The sequence below is a fragment of the Bradyrhizobium retamae genome (assembly GCF_001440415.1).
GTDB lineage: Bacteria > Pseudomonadota > Alphaproteobacteria > Rhizobiales > Xanthobacteraceae > Bradyrhizobium > Bradyrhizobium retamae.
Genome location: NZ_LLYA01000170.1, coordinates 107,404 through 123,293, shown reverse-complemented (window position 1 = coordinate 123,293; position 15,890 = coordinate 107,404). Strand labels below are relative to the sequence as shown.

Below are 15,890 nucleotides of genomic sequence, written 5' to 3'. Positions count from 1 at the left end.
CCGTTGGCTCGCAATGACGACGTCAATCGACGACCGCCACTGCCTCAATCTCGATCAACCATTCAGGGGCCGCGAGCGCCGTTACACCGACGAGCGTGCTCGCCGGCGGCTCGATGCCTTCAAAGAAAACCGAGCGCGCTTTGCCGATGATCGGACGGAGCTCCGGTTTATAGCCGACGACGAAAGTCGTGATCTTCACGATGTCAGCGTAACTCGCACCGGCGGCTTTCAGCGCCAGGCCAATATTGTGCATCACCTGCGTCGTCTGCGCGGCTATGTCACCCTCGCCGACCACCCGCCCCTCCTCGTCGGTGGACACTTGTCCCGCGATATAAATCGTGCGGGCGCCCGAGGCGGCGACGACGTGGGAGTAAGCCGGATTGTGGTGAAGGCCGCTTGGCCGAAGTTTTTCGAGCTTGCTCATGTTTGCGCCTCCCTGACGTGCATGGTTCGGCCGAAGCGTATCCGGGTCCGATCCTCTCGACCAGACTGGTTGTTGCAGGATACGCAGCACGCGTCCCAAGGCCTGACCCGAGGACGAGCCCCCTTAATTGCAGGGCTTGGAATCCCTGACGCCGAATTTGCCCGCCCCTCAAGGAAAATACCAACTAAGCGGCCTTGAACCGGCAAGGAATGATCAAATTTCTATCAAGTCTCCAACTTGTAGGGGCCCGTAGGTCGGCATGCGTCCACGAAACCCTACGCGGAAGGAGCGGAACATGGCGTTTTTAAAACGGGAGTTACATCGGCAGGTCAAAGGCCCGGAAATCACGGAGTCGGATTTTTGGAACCTGGTCTTCGACACCGACACCAAGCGCTTGTACGTCGAACATGAGTGGAGCTACCTGGATCCGCGTATCCGCGGCGCGGCGGACTATCGAACAGACGTAATGGACATCGCGGAGTATCTGAACCAGGGCGGCCAAACCGCTGGTCACCGCGAACTCTGGCGGTTGCTGCGAGCGATCTTCAAGGAACAGTTCGAATCTGAGCAGTATGACCGCCAAGCGGCACTTTCGGAGCAGCCCCCTGCTCAGGAGGTCGAGCAGAAGTCGCCAAGTGCCTGACGCAGATCGTGTCATGAGAGCCTCGCCATCGTCACCCGTAGCGTCTTTTCGAGCGCACAACAGGCCCATCCTCATGGTATGACGGCAAAGCCAGCCCTCGGCTTCAGAAGACGGTCGACTTGCGCAGCGGTTGTCAGAGCATCTTGCCGACGACCTTGGTCATGTCCTCCACCGAGAAGGCTCGCAACGACTCGGTGCGAACATTGCCCAAGGCGCCGAGGCTCAAGCTAAGCGTCATGGCGGAAAATTCATCCGGCGCATCGAGGATCGTCACAATGTCATAGCGTCCCTGCGTCCAGAACAGCTCCTTTACCGTAATTCCGAAGGTCTCGGCCATTTTCTTGAAAGCCTCTGCCCGTTTCGGCGAGTCCTTTGCGCTCCGGATTCCCTGATCGGTGAAGTTGGCAAGCACGACGTAAGTTACCATCCTGGCTCTCCCTGGTTGTCGGGCTTAACCGAACCTCCTGGTCGACTGTTCACGGCCATCCATGGATCGGCGCTCGTGGAGCCCTGCACGGCTGTCTCACGAAAACTGCTCAAGGTCCGCTTTGAGCGCTACCAGGAAGCGAGCGGCTTCGCCGCCTGTCACGACGCGATGGTCGAAGGTGAGCGACAACGGCAGCACGCGCCTCACCGCCGGCTGGCCTCTATAGGCGACCACCCCTTGGGTAATCCGGCCGGCGCCTATGATCGCCACTTGCGGTGGTACGACGATCAAGCTGGCGAAGCGGCCTCCAATCATTCCGAAGTTTGATAGCGTAATCGTCGCTCCGCGCAGTTCTCCCGGAGGTATCGAGCGGGCGATGGCGTCCGCCCGCATCCGGTCAAGCCCGGTTCGCAAGTCCGATACTTCCCGCTCCGCGACATTGCGCAACACGGGAACGATGAGACCACCCCCGGTATCGACGGCGATGCCGAGATCGATACGGTCGATCAGACGCCGTTCACTGGCGTCGGAATTGTACCAGGCATTGAGCGAAGGCGCCGTCTTGCAGGCGACAGCGATCGCGCGCACCAGCCGGATTGTCACGTCCTCGCCGGTTCGCCAATCGTCGATATCGGCCTCGTCCGTGACGCTGGCCGGAACGATCTCGGCATGAGCCGCTGTCATGCGCTGAGCCATCGCCCGCCGCAAACCGCGCAACGGTTCGGCAGGTCCGGTATGGGGCAAGCCCTTGGCAGCCCGTTCCACATCCGCACGCGTGATGGTGCCGCCGGGTCCTGTGGCTTCGACCAGATCGAGGTCGACATCGAGCTTGCGGGCGAGCGCGCGCACCGCCGGAAACACTTGGGCTTTCTGTCCAGCCGCTGACCCGAAGGGCGCCACTGCTGCCGGCGGCGGCTCGCCGCCGCCAAGTTCGCCGACAATGGTGCCGGTGTCTTGCTCGGGGCCTTCGGCAAACTCGACAAGCGGCGCGCCTACCTTCACCACATCTCCCTTGGCGCCAAACAGGTGCAGGATGCGTCCGCTCGACGGTGACGGCACCTCGACGACGGCTTTGTCGGTTTCAACCGAAACCAGTGGCTGATCGGTAACGACGTGATCGCCTTCGTTGACATGCCAGTTCACGATCTCCGCCTCTTCGAGACCCTCTCCCAGATCCGGCAATACGAACTGGCGCATGGGATAAACCCGCTGGCAATCAACTGAACTGGCACGCTTTTCGCGCGGCCGTGACGATACGACCGGCCGATGGCATCATGTGTTGCTCAAGCCGCGCCATCGGAATAATCGTATCGTAGCCGGTGACGCGGGCCACGGGTGCGAGCAGGGAGGTCAGAGCGCGCTCGGCAATCAGCGCCGCGATCTCGCCTCCGAATCCGCCGGTGCGTGTCGCCTCGTGCACGATGACACAGCGCCCGGTTTTTGCGACCGAACCGAGCACCGTGGCTTCATCGTAAGGCTTGAGCGTGGCGAGATCGATGACCTCGGCGGCGATGCCGTCAGCAGCCAGCGCGTCGGCCGCCGCCATGGTTTCCTTCAGCATCGCGCCCCAGCTAATCAGCGTGACGTCGCGGCCTTCCCGCAGGACAAAGGCGACATCCAGCGGCAAAGCCTCACCGTTATCTTCCACCTCGCCTTTCGCCGCGCGGTAGAGGCGGGTCGGCTCCAGAAATACCACCGGATCGGGATCGCGGATCGCGGCGAGCAGCAGTCCGTAGGCGCGCTCCGGCGACGAAGGCATGACAACGCGCAGGCCGGGGATATGGGCGAGCATCGCCTCCGTGCTTTCGGAATGGTGTTCCGGCGCGCGAATGCCGGCTCCATGCGGCGTACGCAGAACCATTGGGCAGGTGAGCCGCCCCTGCGTGCGGTTGCGGATTCGGGAGGCGTGATTCACCAGTTGATCGATACAGGGATACAGAAACCCCATAAACTGGATCTCGCCAACGGGCTTCAATCCCTGCGCCGCCATGCCGACACAGAGCCCGCTGATCAGGAGTTCGGCAAGCGGCGTATCGAGGACACGCTCCGGGCCGAAGCGCGTTTGCAGGCCAACGGTTGCGCGGAAGACCCCGCCGTTGATGCCGACATCTTCGCCAAGTACGACGACATCAGGGTCATCCTCCATCGCGCGGGCGAGCGCCAGATTGACGGCCTCGACCAACGTCACCTCAGGCATCGCCCTCTCCCGCGAGTTTGCGGCGCTGCGCGGCGTACGTCTCGGGCAGCTCGGCATAGAGATGATCGAACATGGTTTCGGGTCGGCGCGGCTCCGTTGCCAGGTAGCGCTCGACCGCCGCCTCGACGCGCTCATGGCACTCCGCCGCGAGCTGTTCCTCCTGCGCCTTGCTCCACATTTTTTGGCCGACGCGATAGCTCCTCAGGCGCGTAATCGGCTCTTCTTTCCAACGGGCCTGGACTTCGTCAGCCGAACGATAGCGTAACGCGTCATCGGAGGTCGTATGATCGCCGAGCCGGTAGGTGACCGCCTCGATGAAACGCGGACCCTGGCCGTCACGAGCGGCGGCAATGGCGTCTTCGGCCGCGGCGCGCATCGCCACAACATCGCTGCCGTCCACCTGCTCGCCGATGAAGCCCGCGGCGATGGCTTTCTGCGCCAGCGTTTCGCAACCGGTCTGTAGTCGTAACGGGACGGAAATGGCCCATTGATTGTTGGTGGCGACGAACACGACCGGCAATTTGTGCACGCCGGCAAAATTCATCGCCTCGTAGACATCACCCTTCGAAGTGGCGCCATCGCCGAACATGCATACGGCGACACGCGGCTGCTTGCGCAGCTTGAAGGCATAGGCAACGCCGGCGGCATGCGGCGCCTGCGACCCCACGGGAACGCAAAACGGGAAATCCTCGACCGATCCGGAGAAGCAATTGCCGCGCTCGTCCCCTCCCCAGAACAGCAGGATCTCCTCCAGCTTGACGCCGCGCCAGATCAGCGCGCCATTATCGCGATAGGAGGGCAACAGGACGTCCTCTGCGCGCATCGCGCTGGCTATCCCGACCGACACCGCCTCTTGGCCGAGCGAAACGGCGTACGTCCCGAGCCGGCCAGTGCGCTGCAATGCGACAGCCTTTCGGTCAAAGTTGCGCAGCAGCAGCATCGCTCGGTAGAGCGCAGTGAGAAGGTTGGCATCGGAGGCGAATGCAGGGAGCGGCCGGTTAATCGAGCCGTCTGGCGCGAGGTAATTGCGGTGGCGCACCTCAAAGCGCGCGATGACGGGAAGTCCTCCGTCTGACATTTTTTTGCTGGCCACGTCCTCGCTCCCAGAGCGATTCTGCATCCCACAATTCGTAATTGGTGCTGGGCCGGAACAATACAAGATGGGGCAACCATCTTGTATGGTCGTTGCTGCACCGCGCTCGCGAGGGCGGCCTTTACCACCGTGGAAACGACACTGCGTCAGTGGTATATCAAGCCATGGCAAATGGTCAGGTTGTCCTGGTAACAACTGAACCGTTGGGAGGCGGTGCACCCGTTCGCTCGGTCTACTATGTGGCTGAACGGGATCCGGCAAAGGCCGAGGCAATCATCGCAGCAATGATGGCCCCGAATGAAAGGGTCGAGGCCTGGGGGCCGCTTCCGGCGCCGGCTGTCCAGGCGCTCGGATTGAAGCCAGGCGATTTCACGCGCGGGTGATATCAAGCAAAAGTGTGAGACGCCCGCGCGATCTCCGGGCGCGACCGTTTTCAGGATGTCGTCACTTGCAGGGTTTGGAATCCCTGACGTCGAACCGGCCCATCGCGCCCGCAATCACGAAATCGTTGTAATCGAGTACCAGCGCGCGGGAGACGCCGTTCTCGAACAGCTCGAACGACATCGCGTAAACCGGCGTCTGCTCGCCGTCTTTCGCCTTGGCGTCGCGGTCGTAATAGCTCACGGTCACCGGCCAGCGGGTCAGCGCCTTCATCTGGTCGTTGGCGGTCGAGGGGTCGGGCGTGGCAATGTTTTGGGTGCCCGGGATCGGCTTCCCGATCACCGACAGCGTGTTGTAGACCTTCTCGCCATTATCCGAGCCGTCATAGACCATCAGCTCCAGCACCGACTTGCCCGCGCGCCCGGCGGCGATGATGTGCTGGATCTGCTCGGTCGGGAACACGACCTTGCCGTCAAGCTCGAACGTCTTCGCAACCGGCTGTTTCAGCTTGACCGTGATGCGGTCGCCGACCCGTTCCGCCACGCCGTCGATCGGCGCAGAGTCGGTATCGTTCATGCGGGTGTCGATCTTGAAGCGATAGCTCTTGCCGGCGGCGTCTTCCCAGGAATGCGAGCGAAGATCGCTCAGCGTCAGCCTGCCCTCGCCGCTGTCGAGTTCGGACACCTGGCGGAATTCGGAGGTGTAGCCCTCGCAGGCGCTGCCTGAAAAATTGTAGAGAATGCGCCCGCGCGCACCCGATATCGCATTGGATCCGCGCGACTTGACCAGCTTCAATTCATACAGCGCCTGGTGGGCGAGAAATGGCCCGCTGGCGCCAGCCAGCGCCGGACCGCTTGTGAAGCCTGAGAGCAAAGTGGCGGCAGCCGAAAATACCAAAGCACGAACCGGAATCGGGAACGAGCTAGCCATGTTCTATTTTTTCCTCGAGGGAGATTCGACTACATTAGTGACGGGTCCATTGCGCCGCAACTAGGGCGGTCGTCACGAAAACGCAAGAATTCGAGGCCGAGGCGCGCCGTTTTTGGCATTTTCGGGCACGATCCGCTTCAATCGCCATGCTGGACGGAAGCTCCACCGTCGCTTGCAAGACGAAGCGCGATGCGCGAAACAATGCGCGCCTGACCGCAGGTCAGGAACGGTCACATCAAGCGGGGATGCAAAACATGGCGGGTACGGTCGAACAGAAGCTGGCGGCACAAGGTATCGTCCTGAACGAGCCGCGCACCCCCATGGCGAACTATGTCGGCTTCGTGCGCTCAGGAAACCTGCTGTTCGTCTCCGGCCAGGTCTGCGCCAATGCCGAAGGCAAGCTGATCGCCAAGGGCAAGCTCGGGGCCGGCGTCACGATCGAACAGGGATACGCCGCGGCGCAGGGCTGTGGGGTCAACCTGCTGGCCCAGGTCAAGGCGGCGCTCGGCGATCTCGACAAGGTCGTCCGCGTGGTCAGGCTCGGCGGCTTCATCAATTCCGCGCCTGATTTTCTCGACGGACCCAAGGTGCTCAACGGCGCCTCCGACCTGATGGTCACGGCGTTTGGCGACAAGGGCCGGCACGCCCGCACCACGGTCGGCGTCGCTTCGCTCCCCTCGGATGCCGCCGTCGAGGTCGACGCGATCTTCGAAGTGTCCTGAAGCGGAGCGGCTCTCGTGCGTGCGCCGGACTGGCTGACGGCGAGGCCGGTCGCCCATCGCGGCCTGCATGATATTTCGCGCGGCATCGTCGAAAACATGCCGGCGGCCGCGCAGGCCGCCATCGATGGCAATTTCGCCATCGAATGCGATATCCAGCTTTCATCCGATGGCGAGGCGATGGTCCATCACGACAATGCGCTCGGCCGCCTCACCGACGGTTCGGGCGCGTTGCTCGGTATGACCGCAGCCGAACTCAAGGCCGTCAATTTCAAGGATACGCCGGAACGGATGATGACGCTCGGCGATCTCTGCGCGCTGGTCGCCGGCCGCGTGCCGCTGGTGATCGAAGTAAAAAGCCATTTCGACGGCGATCGCCGGCTGGTGAAACGGATGGCAGAGGTTCTCGCCTCCTATGGCGGCGCGGCGGTCGGGATGTCCTTTGACCCGGATCAGGTGGTGGCGTTGCGCGAACTGATCCCTGGCCGCGCCCGCGGCATCGTAGCCGAGCACGACTATACCGCCGAGGAGTGGCCGGAAGCATCAGCGGAACAACGCCGCGGCATGACGCACCTGCGCCACGCTTTTCGCACCCGGCCGCATTTCGTCGCCTATGGGGTGAATGAGCTACCCGCGGCCGCACCTTGGATCGCCCGCAACGTCTTAGGCCTGCCGTTGTTGGCCTGGACCGTGCGGACACCGGAGCAGCGTGCGCTGGCGGCGCGGCACGCCGACCAGATGATCTTCGAGGGGTTCCTGCCGGGAACCTGATGCTGTCAGCGCCACCTTGAACTCGCCTGCCCGATGCACGATCTTTGCAGTGCGTTGGTCGCCATGCGCGCTGGCTGATCGCATGATGGGACCGGTTTGAATTTCTAGATGGCATCATCCGAAATCACCCTCGAAGCCGTCCCCTCCGTCAGCGACATCAAAGCTGCGGATTGGGACGCCTGCGCCAACCCGGGGGGCGACCCGAACGGCCTCGAAAATCTGGACACGCTGGCTGCGCGGAACGGCTCCTGCGCCGCTGCAAAGCCAGCCTATAACCCCTTCGTTTCTCATGCCTTTTTTGAAGCCGCGGAAGCTTCTGGCTCGGCCTGCGCCCGCACGGGCTGGGGCCCTCGGCATCTGCTGGCACGGCTCAACGGCGAGATCGTCGGCGTCGCGCCCTGCTATCTGAAAGCCCATTCGCAAGGCGAATATGTCTTCGACCGCGGCTGGGCGGATGCCTATGAGCGCGCCGGCGGACGTTATTATCCCAAACTGCAGGTCTCGGTGCCGTTCACGCCTGCCACCGGCCCCCGACTTCTGATCCGCGACGGCGTCGACCGCAAACAGATCGGTTCGGCGCTGGCGCGCGGGCTAATGGCGCTGTGCAACGCGACCAACGCCTCCTCCGTGCATGTGACCTTTGCCCGCGAGGCGGAAGCGAAGTTGCTGGGTCAACATGGCTTCCTGCAACGCAACGACCAGCAGTTTCACTGGCACAACGAGGGCTACGGTAGTTTTGACGATTTCCTGAACTCGCTGAATTCGCGCCACCGCAAAGCGATCAAGCGCGAGCGACGCGAGGCGGTGGCCGCCGGCGTCACGATCCACCGCTTGACCGGAGCCGATATCACCGAGGACGAGTGGGATGCGTTCTTCGCGTTCTATATGGAGACCGGCTCGCGCAAATGGGGCCGCCCCTACCTTACTCGAAAATTCTTCTCGCTGATCGGCGAGAGCATGAGCCGCGACGTGCTCCTGGTGATGGCCAAACGAAACGGCCACTGGATTGCGGGTGCCATCAATTTCATCGGATCGGACACGCTGTTCGGCCGCAACTGGGGCGCGGTCGAGCATCACCCGTTCCTGCATTTCGAGGTCTGCTATTATCAGGCGATCGATTTTGCGATCGAGCGCGGCCTAAAGGTAGTGGAGGCCGGCGCGCAGGGCGAGCACAAACTGGCCCGCGGTTACCTGCCGCAAACCACCTATTCCGCGCATTTCATCGCCGATCCCGATTTACGCCGTGCGATTGCCGACTATCTGAAGCGCGAGCGCGCCTATGTGGCCGAGGTCGGACGGGAACTGACCGAGGCCGGCCCGTTCCGCAAGGCCGCCGACGAGACTTGACCGCTTGAGCTGGCGACGTGAGATTGAGATCAAACCTTGAGGGAAGAAGCCCATGCCCGCCTACGACGCCAACAACCCCTTCGCAAAAATCCTGCGCGGCGAGTTTCCCTGCCACAAGGTTTATGAGGATGACCATGTGCTGGCCTTCCTCGACATCATGCCGCGTTCGCCCGGCCACACGCTGGTGATCCCAAAAGTCCCTGCCCGCAACATCCTCGACATCACGCCCGACGATTACGCCCATGTCGCGCGCGCCGCCCACAAAATCGCCGCAGCAGCTATGAAAGCCTTCAACGCCGACGGCATTACCGTGCAGCAATTCAACGAGCCCGCCGGAGGGCAGGTCGTGTTTCATTTGCACATGCATGTCATGCCGCGCCACGATGGCGTGGCGCTGTTGCCGCCCGCAAGCCGCAAGGAAGACGTGAAAGTGCTGGAGGACAACGCGACCAAGCTGATGGCGGCGCTGGGGTAGTCGGGCGGTCTCACCCCGTCATTGCGAGCGCAGCGAAGCAATCCATTCTTTCTTTTCGCTGTGAGATGGATTGCTTCGCTGCGCTCGCAATGACGGGGAAAAGCAATCACTCCCCCTCCACATCCCCGCCCTTTTGCTGCACCACCGGCGAGAACTCGCAGCGGTCCGGCTTGACGTCGAGCAGCGGCGTCTCGTCGAGACAGTCGAGGCCGCGCACCAGGATTGCGTTGCCCTCGATGCCGACGAACTTCACGATCGAGGTGCCGATCGGATTGGGCCGCACCGGCGAGCGCAGCGAGAAGGTGCCGCGGGTCTTCTGGTTGTTCTTCGGACTCTGCAGCACGAGATCTCGGCGCGAGTGATGCAGCCAATAGATCACTTCGAGATTTTCATAGAAGTCGACGCCCTTGATCGCAGGCACCCACGGCTCGAAAATCTCGAGCCGGCAGACCGGGCCGTCGTGGCGGCCCTGTCGCGGTGTCTCCAGCCGCGACTTCCAGGGCGTGCGGATGCGGCCGATGAAGACTAGCCCGGCATCGCGGGCCGGCGGCATGTCGACGGTAACTTCGCCCTCGCGAAGTTTGGTGTCCTGAACCATTGCCTAATCCGGTGAGATGGACATCGATCGCGTGCAACTTTCTTGTCGGCCGGGACAGTACCGGATTATGGGCCATGCAATCAACCGAGCCACCATTTGCCGGCCAAAAGGATGATCTCGCCAGAGACCACGCCGGCAAAGATCGAGCGTCGCGTCAGCATGAACACCGCAAAGCCGGCCGCGACCGCGCCATAACGCAGCCAGTCCGGTACGCCGGCCAGCGCGCCCGGCGGCTGCACCAGGATTTGCGCGATGACGCCGGCGAGAATCGCGGTCGCCACCGCCCTCACCCACACCAGGACTTCCGAGCCCTCGTCGACGCCCGCGCCGAACCACAGCCCGGCCATCCGCCAGATCTCGTTGGGCAGGAAACCTGCAAGCACGAGGACCAACAGCGCGTGCGGGCTGCCGAAAAATTCGCTCATGCGCGCGCCCTCTCCCGCCACCAGTGCACGCCGTAGGCAATGCTGCCGGCGGTGACGCCGCTAATCAAAATATCGACGCCAGTATCCAGCATCGACACCAGCGGAAACAACGCCAGACCCAGCACCAGCGCCAGCACATCCGAGATCTGCTTGCAGTTGCGCGCCGTCGACAGCAGGAACGCCAGCGGCGTCAACAGCAGGATCGCCGCCGCAAACAGCGGCGGCAGCTTGGCGGCAAGTACGTAGCCAAGCGTAGTCGCGATCATGCATACAGTGACAAGTCCGCAGCCGAGGCCATGCGTGAACGCAATCCGCCGCTCGCGTGGCACCTTTGGCAGCAGCCGATAGCATTCGACCCAAAGCGTGACGGCGATGAAATGCGTCGCCAGCACGAGGTGACGGCGCCTGGTCTTGGGTGTCTTCATCAGCGGCAACACCGATACCACCATCGGAAACAGCCGGATCGCGCTCACCGTCACCGCAATCGCCGCCTGCACCGCGGTCGCCCCGGAGCCGAGCGTCGAAATCAGGATGATCTGCGCCGGACCAGCCCAGACCAGCAGCGTGCTGCCGAGCACCCAGCCAAGGCTGAAATGGCTGTCATGGGCCAGCGCGCCGATGCCGAGATAGGTCGCAAACAGCACCAGCGTGAGCACCGTGGACGCAACCGAACTCATGCCCCACGCGAACGCGCGGACAGGGCTTTTCCATTGGGGAGAGTCGAGCGAAGGTAGCGCCACGAGTGACCGGGATGATGGTTGGAGTCGTCGCGGGCATAGGGCTGACGAATGCGGCCCGCGTCAAGCAAGCACGGCTCAGGGCGGCTATGCAATCAATGGCAATTGCACTGTCATTCCGGGGCGATGCGAAGCATCGAACTATGGTGCGCAGTTGCGCACCTGAGAAGCTCGAGATTCCCCGATGCGCAATTGCGCATCTGAGGTCTGGTCCTCCCCTCCGGACCATCCGGAATGACGAAGCAAGTTACCTCACCCAGCCACGCCCCTGTTCCTTAGCACAAAGCACGCCCCGCCGGCCTTGCGGATGCGGTTGCAGAGGTCGTCGGCCTCGCCGCGCGTGTCGGCGCCAAAGCGCACCTGGTAGAACGTCGCCGGGCCGCGGCTGCGCAGACGCGAGCTGAGGATCGAGGGATCGCGATTGCCGATCACGCTCGAAAGGCGCGAGACCGCGCGCCCATACATCGCGAGCGCCTTGTCGCGGGAAAAGCCAGCGGCGAGCTGCACCCCCCATTGCTTGGCGGCGGCGAGCGTCACACGCTGCTCTAGTCTGGCAACAAAGGGATTGGGCGCTTGTTTCAATAGCGCCATCAACTCGCGGCAGCTCGATGTTCGGATTCGTTCGGGCTGTTTACCGCCCTTGCCCGCCTTCGCCCAATCCTCCACCGTGGAGCCGGTGATGGCGAGCACGTAGTTGCGTGTCTCCTGCGGCATCGGCCCGGTGCCGGCCAGCCATTCCTGCACCCTGCGCGGGCCGGCATTGTAGGCGGCCGCCGCGAGTCCGAGATTGCCAAACTGCTCGCGCAGCTCGGCCAGAAACTCCGCCGACTTCGGCAGCGCCTGCACGGGATTGTAGGGATCGAGCAGGCCGCGTTCGTTCGCGGTGCCCGGCATGAATTGCGCAATGCCCTGCGCGCGCTGGCCATTTCGTGTGACCGGCCCGACCGCGTCAGACTGAAAGCGGCTCTCCTGCCAGATCACGCGCGCGAAGAACTCCAGCGGCAGGTCCGAGGCCCTCGCCGCCGACTCGATCATCAGGCACATCGCCTCGCGCGCCTCGCTCTCGCGCGCGGTGGCCGGCTTTTGGCTAGCTGCCGCGCTCGACCGGGTAGCCTCACCCGCGTCCTCCGCGAAGGCGTTCGCAACTGAGGACAAAAGCCACAGCGTGCACCATAGGGCGCGAAGAAATCGACCTCTTTGCATGGCAGTTCGCAATCCGGGAATGCGTATTGCGGTGGAAACGTTGGTCAAACGATCATGGCTTGCAGGTGGATCCGCCGCCTCTCCGCTGCGCGCCGCTTTTTTTGCGTTGCAATTGCTCCGAAATCCCCGCCATCGGAACCGCCGTTAATTTACGTTAACGCCGCATTTTGCGGCGGCCGGACTTTTACGGGCAACAAAGCGGGGTAAAAGTCTCCTCACTTTTTTGGGAGGCTTTCAATGCAGGACCGGCGCGAGAGCGTGCGCGACAAGGTGATGTATGGCGGCGTCGCCGAGATCGGCGAATGCGGCGCGACGCGCGAATGCATCGTCCGCAATATCTCCAACAACGGCGCGACCATCGAATTCAGCAATGACGTCCAGTTGCCGAAAGAGCAGCTCTCGCTGCGCATCGCGCGCAAGGGTCGCTCCTTCCTCGCCAGGGTCATCTGGTGGCGCGACAACTTTGTCGGCGTTGCATTCAGGGCGGAAAGCCCTGCCGAGCCGGTCTCCGATCTCGAGGAGCGGCTGCGCAGAAGCGAGATCAAGAAGCGGCAGCTCCAGCGCCGGATCGACGAGTTGCTCAGCGAGCGCTGAGCGCCGAGCGGGGCCTTGTGCGCAACACAATAGACGCCTTACGGTGCCGCGGCACAACCACGGTATTGCTGGAATTAGCATGTCTCCAAAACCGCCAGACGACCTGCTCGTCTATCGCCTGCTCACCGGCAAGGATGACGCTGCTTTCTGCCGGCGCGTTTCCGAGGCAATTGAGCTCGGCTATGTGCTGTATGACTCGCCTTCCGTGACGTTCAACGGCGAATACGTCATGGCCGCCCAAGCGTTGGTTTGGCCGGGCAGTTAGGCGTCAAAAAGCCGGCGGTCTTGCGACGCGCCGGCTCTTCGTTTCGAATTGAGGCCGCTTACACCTTGACCAGCGGACCCTTCGAGGCTGGGCCCTTGGGACCGCCGCCGTTGGGGCCGCCCGGCTTCGGCTTGCGCTTGCGCGCGCCCGGCAGCTTTTCGGGCTTCGGCGTGACCGGACCCTCGACGAACTCGAAGCCGATCTTGTCCTTGTCTTCGGCGTCCTTGACCAGCACGACACGGACATGGCCGCCGCCCTTGAGCTGACCGAACAGCACCTCGTCCGCCAATGGCTTCTTGATGTGCTCCTGGATCACGCGCGCCATCGGCCGCGCGCCCATCTGCTCGTCATAGCCATGCTCGATCAGCCAGGCCTTGGCCGGCTCGGACAGCTCGATGGTGACGTCGCGATCGGCAAGTTGCGCCTCGAGCTGCAGCACGAACTTCTCGACCACCATGCCGATCACGTCGGCGTTGAGATGGGCGAACGAGACGATCGCGTCCAGCCGGTTGCGGAATTCCGGGGCGAACTGCCGGTTGATCGCCTCGTGGTCGTCGCCTTCCCGCTTGTTGCGCGTGAAGCCGAAGGCCTGCCGCGCGAGGTCGGCGGCGCCCGCGTTGGTGGTCATGATCAGGATCACGTTGCGGAAATTGACCTGCTTGCCGTTGTGGTCGGTGAGCCGGCCGTGATCCATGATCTGCAGCAGCACGTTGTAGAGATCCGGATGCGCCTTCTCGATTTCGTCGAGCAGCACCACGCAATGCGGATGCTGGTCCACGCCGTCGGTCAGAAGCCCGCCCTGGTCGAAGCCGACATAGCCGGGAGGCGCGCCGATCAGGCGCGACACCGTGTGCCGCTCCATGTATTCGGACATGTCGAAGCGCAACAATTCGACGCCGAGCGAGGCCGCGAGCTGTTTTGCCACTTCGGTCTTGCCGACGCCGGTCGGACCGGAGAACAGGTATGAACCGATCGGCTTCTCCGGCTCGCGCAGGCCGGCGCGCGCCAGCTTGATCGAGGCGGATAGCGACTCGATCGCCTTGTCCTGGCCGAACACCACGCGCTTCAGCGTTTGCTCGAGATGCTTCAGCACCTCGGCATCGTTCTTTGACACGCTCTTGGGCGGAATCCGCGCCATGGTCGCGATCGTGGTCTCGATTTCCTTGATGCCGATCGTCTTCTTGCGCCGGTTCTCGGCAACCAGCATCTGCGCCGCGCCCGACTCGTCGATCACGTCGATCGCCTTGTCCGGCAGCTTGCGGTCGTGGATGTAGCGCGACGACAATTGCACTGCCGCCTCGATCGCCTCATTGGTGTATTTCAGCCGGTGATAATCCTCGAAATAGGGCTTCAACCCCTTCAGGATCGCAATCGCGTCTTCCACCGTCGGCTCGTTGACGTCGATCTTCTGGAACCGGCGCACCAGTGCGCGGTCCTTCTCGAAATGTTGACGGTATTCCTTGTAGGTCGTCGAACCCATGCAGCGGATCGTGCCGGAAGCCAGCGCCGGCTTCAGCAGGTTGGATGCGTCCATCGCGCCGCCGGAGGTGGCGCCCGCGCCGATCACGGTGTGAATTTCATCGATGAACAGGATGGCGTTCGGATGCGCCTCCAGTTCCTTCAAAACCTGCTTCAGCCGCTCCTCGAAATCGCCGCGGTAGCGAGTGCCGGCGAGCAGCGTGCCCATATCGAGCGAGAACACGGTGGCGGCGGCCAGCACTTCCGGCACTTCGGAATCGACGATGCGCTTGGCCAGGCCTTCCGCAATCGCGGTCTTGCCGACGCCGGCCTCGCCCACGAACAGCGGATTGTTCTTCTGCCGGCGGCACAGCACCTGGATGGCACGGTTGATCTCGGCATTGCGCCCGATCACCGGATCGATCTTGCCGTCCCGCGCCTTCTTGTTCAGGTTGACGCAATAGGTCTCGAGCGCCTCGCCCTTCTTCTTGGCGTCCTCGTTGCCCTTGGTCTCGGTCTCCTCGTCGACACCGCGCACCGGGCGCGCTTCGGAGACGCCCGGCCGCTTGGCGATGCCATGGCTGATGTAGTTGACCGCGTCGTACCGCGTCATGTCCTGCTCCTGCAGGAAATAGGCAGCGTGACTTTCGCGCTCCGCGAAAATCGCGATCAGCACGTTGGCGCCGGTGACTTCCTCGCGCCCTGAGGACTGGACGTGTATCACCGCGCGCTGAATCACGCGCTGGAAACCGGCCGTCGGCTTGGCGTCGTCGGCGCCGTCAGTCACCAGATTTTCGAATTCGGTCTCGAGATAATTGACGAGGCTGGTGCGCAGCTTGTCGAGATCGACGCTGCACGCGCGCATCACCGCAGCCGCATCCGAGTCATCGATCAGCGACAGCAGAAGATGTTCGAGCGTCGCATATTGATGATGGCGCTCGTTTGCAATCGCCAATGCACGATGCAGGGATTGTTCAAGGCTTTGGGAAAAAGTTGGCATTCGCGTCCTCTATGGCCCCCGGTCATCATGATCGCCATTACCCGGTGAGGCAACAACAACCTTCGTCATCCCCTGTCATATAGTTACACACGATCGTGGCGAAAGACCGGTTCCGCAAGCATGGTTTTCCTCTAAATTCGCGGCACCACGGCGGCGGCACGCGACCTCTCCCCCGAAAAAAACTCCCGGGAATACGGTCGGCG

Annotated in this window: 18 protein-coding genes; 7 read left to right on the top strand and 11 right to left on the bottom strand. The window is 62.8% G+C overall.

Annotated elements, in window-relative coordinates; genetic code table 11:
• Positions 1-22: 22 nt before the first annotated feature.
• Positions 23-424, bottom strand: a complete 402-nt coding sequence (locus tag CQ13_RS25955; RefSeq protein ID WP_057845666.1) for a RidA family protein — start codon at positions 422-424, stop codon at positions 23-25.
• A gap of 295 nt (positions 425-719) precedes the next feature.
• On the opposite strand from CQ13_RS25955, the gene CQ13_RS25950 reads away from it, so the two are divergent.
• A complete protein-coding gene (locus tag CQ13_RS25950) occupies positions 720-1,067 on the top strand; it encodes a hypothetical protein (RefSeq protein ID WP_057845665.1) in 348 nt (115 codons plus the stop codon).
• 133 nt (positions 1,068-1,200) lie between these two features.
• Here the strand turns inward: CQ13_RS25950 and CQ13_RS25945 are convergent, their stop codons facing one another.
• From CQ13_RS25945 to CQ13_RS25920, 5 genes are all read right to left on the bottom strand, one after another.
• Positions 1,201-1,494 (bottom strand): GYD domain-containing protein, encoded by a 294-nt coding sequence (locus CQ13_RS25945; protein ID WP_057845664.1) that lies wholly within the window; start codon positions 1,492-1,494, stop codon positions 1,201-1,203.
• A 96-nt stretch (positions 1,495-1,590) separates the two neighbouring features.
• Complete coding sequence (locus CQ13_RS25940; protein WP_057845663.1) at positions 1,591-2,691, bottom strand: dihydrolipoamide acetyltransferase family protein; 1,101 nt, start codon at positions 2,689-2,691, stop codon at positions 1,591-1,593.
• A gap of 19 nt (positions 2,692-2,710) precedes the next feature.
• A complete protein-coding gene (locus CQ13_RS25935) occupies positions 2,711-3,691 on the bottom strand; it encodes an alpha-ketoacid dehydrogenase subunit beta (RefSeq protein ID WP_057845662.1) in 981 nt (326 codons plus the stop codon).
• Positions 3,684-5,003, bottom strand: coding sequence for a pyruvate dehydrogenase (acetyl-transferring) E1 component subunit alpha (pdhA, locus tag CQ13_RS25930; RefSeq protein ID WP_245309317.1), 1,320 nt, complete (start codon positions 5,001-5,003; stop codon positions 3,684-3,686). The genes CQ13_RS25935 and pdhA overlap by 8 nt, the downstream gene beginning before the upstream one ends.
• A gap of 225 nt (positions 5,004-5,228) precedes the next feature.
• Positions 5,229-6,095, bottom strand: a complete 867-nt coding sequence (locus CQ13_RS25920) for a cell envelope integrity EipB family protein (protein ID WP_057845660.1) — start codon at positions 6,093-6,095, stop codon at positions 5,229-5,231.
• Positions 6,096-6,349: 254 nt separating this feature from the next.
• Here CQ13_RS25920 and CQ13_RS25915 point away from each other — a divergent pair, with 254 nt between their 5' ends.
• The 4 genes from CQ13_RS25915 (at position 6,350) to CQ13_RS25900 (ending at position 9,407) form a co-directional block, all read left to right on the top strand.
• Positions 6,350-6,817: a RidA family protein gene (locus tag CQ13_RS25915; RefSeq protein ID WP_057845844.1), complete on the top strand. Its 468-nt coding sequence runs from the start codon at positions 6,350-6,352 to the stop codon at positions 6,815-6,817.
• Positions 6,818-6,832: 15 nt separating this feature from the next.
• On the top strand, positions 6,833-7,585 hold the full coding sequence (locus CQ13_RS25910; protein WP_057845659.1) for a glycerophosphodiester phosphodiesterase: 753 nt from the start codon (positions 6,833-6,835) through the stop codon (positions 7,583-7,585).
• 108 nt (positions 7,586-7,693) lie between these two features.
• Positions 7,694-8,932, top strand: a complete 1,239-nt coding sequence (locus CQ13_RS25905) for a GNAT family N-acetyltransferase (RefSeq protein ID WP_057845658.1) — start codon at positions 7,694-7,696, stop codon at positions 8,930-8,932.
• Positions 8,933-8,984: 52 nt separating this feature from the next.
• Positions 8,985-9,407, top strand: a complete 423-nt coding sequence (locus tag CQ13_RS25900) for an HIT domain-containing protein (RefSeq protein ID WP_057845657.1) — start codon at positions 8,985-8,987, stop codon at positions 9,405-9,407.
• A 106-nt stretch (positions 9,408-9,513) separates the two neighbouring features.
• Here CQ13_RS25900 and tsaA read toward each other — a convergent pair whose 3' ends face one another.
• The 4 genes from tsaA to CQ13_RS25880 all read right to left on the bottom strand — a co-directional run bounded on the left by tsaA (position 9,514) and on the right by CQ13_RS25880 (position 12,370).
• The gene (gene tsaA / locus CQ13_RS25895) at positions 9,514-10,005 is read right to left on the bottom strand and encodes a tRNA (N6-threonylcarbamoyladenosine(37)-N6)-methyltransferase TrmO (RefSeq protein WP_057845656.1); all 492 of its coding nucleotides are present in this window, start codon (positions 10,003-10,005) and stop codon (positions 9,514-9,516) included.
• Between the two features lie 80 nt (positions 10,006-10,085).
• Positions 10,086-10,430, bottom strand: a complete 345-nt coding sequence (locus tag CQ13_RS25890; RefSeq protein WP_057845843.1) for an AzlD domain-containing protein — start codon at positions 10,428-10,430, stop codon at positions 10,086-10,088.
• On the bottom strand, positions 10,427-11,170 hold the full coding sequence (locus CQ13_RS25885; protein ID WP_057845655.1) for an AzlC family ABC transporter permease: 744 nt from the start codon (positions 11,168-11,170) through the stop codon (positions 10,427-10,429). The genes CQ13_RS25890 and CQ13_RS25885 overlap by 4 nt, the downstream gene beginning before the upstream one ends.
• Positions 11,171-11,419: 249 nt before the next feature.
• Positions 11,420-12,370, bottom strand: coding sequence for a lytic transglycosylase domain-containing protein (locus tag CQ13_RS25880; protein ID WP_057845654.1), 951 nt, complete (start codon positions 12,368-12,370; stop codon positions 11,420-11,422).
• Between the two features lie 237 nt (positions 12,371-12,607).
• Between CQ13_RS25880 and CQ13_RS25875 the strand changes: the two genes are divergently transcribed.
• Positions 12,608-12,964, top strand: coding sequence for a PilZ domain-containing protein (locus tag CQ13_RS25875; RefSeq protein WP_057845653.1), 357 nt, complete (start codon positions 12,608-12,610; stop codon positions 12,962-12,964).
• Positions 12,965-13,043: 79 nt separating this feature from the next.
• Positions 13,044-13,229: a DUF1737 domain-containing protein gene (locus CQ13_RS25870; protein ID WP_057845652.1), complete on the top strand. Its 186-nt coding sequence runs from the start codon at positions 13,044-13,046 to the stop codon at positions 13,227-13,229.
• A gap of 58 nt (positions 13,230-13,287) precedes the next feature.
• Here the strand turns inward: CQ13_RS25870 and clpA are convergent, their stop codons facing one another.
• The gene (gene clpA / locus CQ13_RS25865; protein WP_057845651.1) at positions 13,288-15,687 is read right to left on the bottom strand and encodes an ATP-dependent Clp protease ATP-binding subunit ClpA; all 2,400 of its coding nucleotides are present in this window, start codon (positions 15,685-15,687) and stop codon (positions 13,288-13,290) included.
• Positions 15,688-15,890: the final 203 nt, after the last annotated feature.

Excerpts from the sequence above, each read along its gene's own strand:
- CQ13_RS25955 (WP_057845666.1), bottom strand. The coding sequence starts at position 424 with ATGAGCAAGCTCGAAAAACTTCGGCCAAGCGGCCTTCACCACAATCCG.
- CQ13_RS25950 (WP_057845665.1), top strand. The coding sequence starts at position 720 with ATGGCGTTTTTAAAACGGGAGTTACATCGGCAGGTCAAAGGCCCGGAA.
- CQ13_RS25945 (WP_057845664.1), bottom strand. The coding sequence starts at position 1,494 with ATGGTAACTTACGTCGTGCTTGCCAACTTCACCGATCAGGGAATCCGG.
- CQ13_RS25940 (WP_057845663.1), bottom strand. The coding sequence starts at position 2,691 with ATGCGCCAGTTCGTATTGCCGGATCTGGGAGAGGGTCTCGAAGAGGCG.
- CQ13_RS25935 (WP_057845662.1), bottom strand. The coding sequence starts at position 3,691 with ATGCCTGAGGTGACGTTGGTCGAGGCCGTCAATCTGGCGCTCGCCCGC.
- CQ13_RS25920 (WP_057845660.1), bottom strand. The coding sequence starts at position 6,095 with ATGGCTAGCTCGTTCCCGATTCCGGTTCGTGCTTTGGTATTTTCGGCT.
- CQ13_RS25915 (WP_057845844.1), top strand. The coding sequence starts at position 6,350 with ATGGCGGGTACGGTCGAACAGAAGCTGGCGGCACAAGGTATCGTCCTG.
- CQ13_RS25905 (WP_057845658.1), top strand. The coding sequence starts at position 7,694 with ATGGCATCATCCGAAATCACCCTCGAAGCCGTCCCCTCCGTCAGCGAC.
- CQ13_RS25900 (WP_057845657.1), top strand. The coding sequence starts at position 8,985 with ATGCCCGCCTACGACGCCAACAACCCCTTCGCAAAAATCCTGCGCGGC.
- tsaA (WP_057845656.1), bottom strand. The coding sequence starts at position 10,005 with ATGGTTCAGGACACCAAACTTCGCGAGGGCGAAGTTACCGTCGACATG.
- CQ13_RS25890 (WP_057845843.1), bottom strand. The coding sequence starts at position 10,430 with ATGAGCGAATTTTTCGGCAGCCCGCACGCGCTGTTGGTCCTCGTGCTT.
- CQ13_RS25880 (WP_057845654.1), bottom strand. The coding sequence starts at position 12,370 with ATGCAAAGAGGTCGATTTCTTCGCGCCCTATGGTGCACGCTGTGGCTT.
- CQ13_RS25875 (WP_057845653.1), top strand. The coding sequence starts at position 12,608 with ATGCAGGACCGGCGCGAGAGCGTGCGCGACAAGGTGATGTATGGCGGC.
- CQ13_RS25870 (WP_057845652.1), top strand. The coding sequence starts at position 13,044 with ATGTCTCCAAAACCGCCAGACGACCTGCTCGTCTATCGCCTGCTCACC.
- clpA (WP_057845651.1), bottom strand. The coding sequence starts at position 15,687 with ATGCCAACTTTTTCCCAAAGCCTTGAACAATCCCTGCATCGTGCATTG.